4 protein-coding genes are annotated in these 4,889 nt (G+C 62.5%); 2 read left to right on the top strand and 2 right to left on the bottom strand.

Going from position 1 to position 4,889, the window contains the following annotated elements:
* Together ACH2EI_RS14715 and ACH2EI_RS14710 are read left to right on the top strand one after the other, a co-directional pair.
* Nucleotides 1-435, top strand: a 435-nt coding sequence (locus ACH2EI_RS14715) for a hypothetical protein (protein WP_395160579.1), incomplete at its 5' end; no start/stop codon positions are given.
* A 1-nt stretch (nucleotide 436) separates the two neighbouring features.
* Complete coding sequence (locus tag ACH2EI_RS14710; RefSeq protein WP_395155505.1) at nucleotides 437-1,207, top strand: exodeoxyribonuclease III; 771 nt, start codon at nucleotides 437-439, stop codon at nucleotides 1,205-1,207.
* On the opposite strand, the gene ACH2EI_RS14705 is transcribed toward ACH2EI_RS14710, so the two are convergent.
* Together ACH2EI_RS14705 and ACH2EI_RS14700 are read right to left on the bottom strand one after the other, a co-directional pair.
* A complete protein-coding gene (locus ACH2EI_RS14705) occupies nucleotides 1,177-3,153 on the bottom strand; it encodes an ATP-dependent DNA helicase UvrD2 (RefSeq protein WP_395160577.1) in 1,977 nt (658 codons plus the stop codon). The genes ACH2EI_RS14710 and ACH2EI_RS14705 overlap by 31 nt on opposite strands.
* Before the next feature lie 4 nt (nucleotides 3,154-3,157).
* Nucleotides 3,158-4,889, bottom strand: a 1,732-nt coding sequence (locus ACH2EI_RS14700) for an acyltransferase family protein (RefSeq protein WP_395160575.1), incomplete at its 5' end; no start/stop codon positions are given.

Raw genomic sequence — 4,889 nt, 5'->3', positions numbered from 1 at the left:
GCTCCCGCCAAGAAGGCTCCAGTGAAGAAGGCTGCAGTGAAGAAGACCGCTCCCGCCAAGAAGGCTGCAGTGAAGAAGGAAACAGCCACGGCTGCTCCGACCAAGCCGTTGGCAGCCGACAAGACTCCAGCCAAAAAGGCCGCAGCCAACAAGATTGCAGCCAAGAAGGCTCCAGCGAAAAAGGCTCCAGCGAAAAAGGCTCCAGCGAAGCGGACCGCTGCAACGGAGACGACCATCACGGAAAAGGCGGCCACGGAAAAGGTGGCTACCAAAAAGGTGGCTACCAAAAAGGTGGCTACCAAAAAGGTGGCTACCAAAAAGGCGACCGTGAAAGAAGTGGCCATGAAAGAAGTGGCCATGAAAGAAGTGGCCATGAAAGAAGTGGCCGTGAAAAAGGCAACGGCGAAGAAATCCGCTGCGCCAAAGGAGGCCTGACGTGCGTGTCGTGACCTGGAACGTCAACTCGCTGCGTGCTCGTCAAGAACGAGTCGAAGCGTGGCTGGAAGAAGTGCAGCCCGATGTCCTGCTGATCCAGGAGACCAAGCTTGCCGACGATGCGTTCCCGATGCTGGCGTTCGAAGCAATGGGCTACACGTGTGCCCACTACGGCCAAGGCCAGTGGAATGGTGTCGCGATCCTCTCGAAGGTTGGCCTGACCGACGTCGTGACGAATTTTTCCGAAGGTATCGAGCCCGACCCGGACGCACGGATTATCACCGCCACGTGCGGCGGGGTCCGCGTCAGCAGCGTGTACGTCCCGAACGGGAGGTCACTCGATGACGACCATTACACCTACAAGCTCGACTGGCTCGGCCGGTTGGTGCAGCATCTCGAGGCTGACACGTCGGCTGACCAGGACGTCATCGTGGGCGGCGACTACAACATCGCTCCGGATAACCGTGACGTTCACGATCCTGCCAAGACCGTCGACATGACTCATGTCAGCCAGGCGGAACGCGACCGTCTCAGCGAGCTCGCTCAGTGGGGCCTGACCGATGCGTTCCGGCACCTGCACGACCAAGACCGCATCTATTCATGGTGGGATTATCGCGGTGGTGATTTCCACCAGGGGCGGGGTATGCGCATTGACATGTTGATGTGCAGCCAATCGGTCATCGATCGGATCACCTGGTGTGTGATCGATCGGAACGCCCGCAAGGGAACGTCGCCGAGTGATCACGCGCCGGTGATCGTCGACTTCGACTGAGCGACGAGCGGCAGGATTTGCTCGCTCAATCGCTGAGCCATGATCGTGCCGAATGATGTCGCGGCCGCCAATTCAGCGACTGTGGTCGGCTTGTTGGCGGCGATTGCCTTCACGTCGCGGTCGCTGCACAACTGAGTCGGGAGCACATCGGCCTTGCGTGCCGCGTTGTCTCGCCATTCTTGCAGGGCTGCCAGCAGGGGATCGATCTTGGCGCGACGCCGGCGCAGCGAAGCCGGTGGTGGCATGGCCTCGGGCTCGCTGAGGTCAAGGTCGTTGATGAACGGGCTCGGTTTGCGGGCATAGCCTCCGCGACGCTCAGCCCAGCTCAATGTGAGCCGATCGGACGCTCGCGTTGCAGCGACGTAGAGCAACCGGCCTTCTTCGGCCCGAGTCACTGCCGTCGTCGCTGACTTGTGTGGGACGAGGCTCGTTTCGACGCCGGTGACGTACACGGCATGCCATTCACGACCCTTCGATGCGTGGAATGTCAGGAGGTCGACACCGTCGGTCGATCGATCGTCGAAGGGGTTGGTCATTGCGACCCAGGACCGGAAGCCGGCGCCGTCACCCAACTGCTGGTCACGGAGGTAGTCGAGTAGAACCGTGGCGACGCGCCGCTCGGCTTCAAGCTCGTCGACGGCTCGGTCGGCCTGTGCTGTGGCCCGGCGGTCGATTCCCTCGTGTGAAATCGCCTGTTCGGCTTGCACAGTGAGGAGCGCGTCGTGGGCGTCGAGCATGTCGTGGGCCCACGCGCGGAGTTGGGAAGCAGAGCCGAGCATCGAGGCCTGACGAACCGCAACTTGCAGGGGGGTCCCGGAGGCTGTGGCCGAGCGACGCACCGCAATGCCGAGTGACCCGAGAGCGGTGCCGAACGCGGCGAGTTGGGCATTGGTGCGAGCCAACACTGCCACCGACCCCGAACGGATCAGATTCGGATCAAGTCGGACAATTGAACCGGCAACCAAACGTGCCTCAGCGTCTTCGTCGTCTCCAGCCAACCGCTCGACGACCGGCCCGTCACCACGGTTCGACACCAACTGGGTCGGCTGTTCGGCTGCAGCGAGTACCTGGACGCCGGTCCGGACGATCTGTGGCGTACAGCGATGGTTGACAGGGAGCCGGACCACCTCGACGCCGGGGAAGCGCCGTTCGACGTCGACGAGCAGCGTCGGGTCGGCGCCGTTGAACCCATAGATGGCCTGCGCCGGGTCGCCCACGATGAACAGATCGTCGCGGCCTGCCCGCAGCAGGTCGACGAGGCGGTGCTGCAATGGGTTGAGGTCTTGGGCCTCGTCGACGAGGAGATGCCGGAATCGCCATCGCAGCCCATCAGCGAACCCTGTGTCGTATTCCATTTCAGTGATCACCAGCGAGAGCACGTCATCGAAGTCGATGATGCCGCGCTTGCGTTTGAGTTGTTCGAAGTCGTTGAAGACGGCGGCGGCGCGCTCTACACCAGCTGATGGGCTGCGTTGTGCACGGCGGGCCCGGCCCGCATAGTCGCTTGCTCGGATGCCACGGGCGGTGGCCCAGTCGATCTCACCCAGTAGGCCGTCGATCCCGCGGCGCTGTGATCCGTCGAGGACGTCGCCGACGAGCCGTCGACGGTCAGGAACGACCGTACGTGGTCGACGGTTCGTGTCGTCCCAACGTTGCCGGAGCACAGCAAGCATTACCGAGTGGAACGTGCCAGCTTCAACACGGTCGCGCATGCCCAGAAACGACAGTCGCCGCCGGAGTTCCCCGGCAGCCTCGCGAGTAAACGTGAGCGCCAACGTGTGGCGCGCATCGGCCTTCTCGGTGGCGACGCGCCACGCGATGCGGCGCGTCAAGACGCGGGTCTTGCCCGACCCTGCGCCGGCGATCACCGCGACCAGGTGTGACTCGGCAGTGACCGCTGCGCGCTGGTCAGCATCGAGGTCGGCGATCAGCGCGTCGGCATCCACGGCATCAACTGTACGCGGCAATCTCTTCGAGCTGAGGCGTGAGCCAATTAGCCATCCAGATCGCACCGCTTTCACTGAAATGCAGCCCGTCGAATCGCCACGCTGGCTTGAAATGCCCGAGCGGGTGAGCGCAGTCGTCATCGGGGCACAACACCGCGCCGATGTCGATGACGTGCACGCCGGCACGCGTTTTGGTGTAGCTGTAGAAGAGCTGGACGAGCTGCTTCTCCCGCTCCGACTTGGCATCCGTTGTGCCGGCGATCATCCGCGGTGCTGGTGCGACAAGAACGAGTGGGGTGCCAGCGATGTTGTCTCGAATGTGATCGAGCAGGTCGAAGAACAGCACTGTGTGATCGAACGAACCGAACGGCACGATCGAGCCGTCGATCAGGCGATCCTCGAGATCATTGGACAGCAGAACCATCACGACATCAGCATCACCGGCATCGTTGATGACTGCATCGTCAAGGTCGCCCTGCCAGTCGCCGCAAGCGCTCGACATCGACAAGGTTCGATACTCACCGTCGAGTGACTGCAGGGCGACATCGCCAGGAAGTAAGGAGCATGCGGCTCGAGCAATGCTGCGAACCTCGATTCGTTCGGGGTCGAAAACTGAATCGGCTGGGTCCCACGGCGCGGCCTGGAGCCCACTGAGTAATCGTCCGCCGATCATCGTGTGCATGACGGAATCGCCGAGCGCTGCGACTCGGATCGGTCCCGGCACCCGTTCGACGACGGTCGTACTCGTGGTCGTGGTGCTGCTGCTGATCGTTGCAGGAGCCTCAGCCGGAATGGTCGTCGAGGGAGTGGCGATCGTCGTCGGTATCGAGAGCTGGGGCGTCGTCGGCTGGCTCGCTTGTGAAGGCTCAGCGAATTCGATCTCGGCTCCGATCTTGAGTGGCGACCCGGCTGCGTCGACGTCTCCGGCGTCGGCTCCGAGGCTGGGCGGGCCGATGGTGGCCACGATGAGCAACCCAGCCGCTGCCATTGTGGCCGTCGGGGCGAACATGAGCGATCGATTGCCCCATCGACGGTCGATCGCTCCTGTTCGTATCGGCTGTTCTACCAACCGATACGACAGTGTCGAGATGGTCAGAGTCATTGCCAGGATGATGAGTCGATGGGCGAATCCGTCGATACCTAAACGACTCTCGTTGAAAATGATGAGTAGCGGCCAGTGCCACAGGTAGACGCCATAGGAAATGTTGCCGAGCAAACGCAATGGGCGCCATTCGAGCCGACGGACGATCCATGGCGTGGCTGGCCCACCGACGATGAGCATGCCGGCAGCCAATGCTGTGATGGTGAAGCCTCCCCGGTACATCCACGTGGCGGTTTCCGAGGCAATGACAGCGACGACCACGAGGACGCCACCTGAGACCACTGTCGCACACGAAACGCGGCGTGAAGCTGCGACCGGGCTGCCGCGCAACGTGGCTCCGAGTGCGGCGCCGACGAGGAGCGCCTGTGCCCGAGTGTCGGAACCGAAGTACAAGCGACTGACCGAACTACCGGCAACGCTCGACAGGATCATCAACGCCGCGCTGATCAAGCCGAACACGATTGCACCGCCGATTACTCGCCTGCGGCTCGACGCTGTCGACGGTGACTTGGCTGCGACGATGGCAACGGCGAGTGCGAGGACGAGGTAGAACTGCTCTTCGATCGACAACGACCACACATGGCGCAGCGGAGACTCGCCAGCCACGACGTCGGTATAGGTGGTGCCATCTGAG

Source organism: Ilumatobacter sp., from assembly GCF_041688325.1.
Lineage (GTDB): Bacteria > Actinomycetota > Acidimicrobiia > Acidimicrobiales > Ilumatobacteraceae > Ilumatobacter_A.
This window is presented reverse-complemented; position numbering and strand designations above follow the sequence as displayed.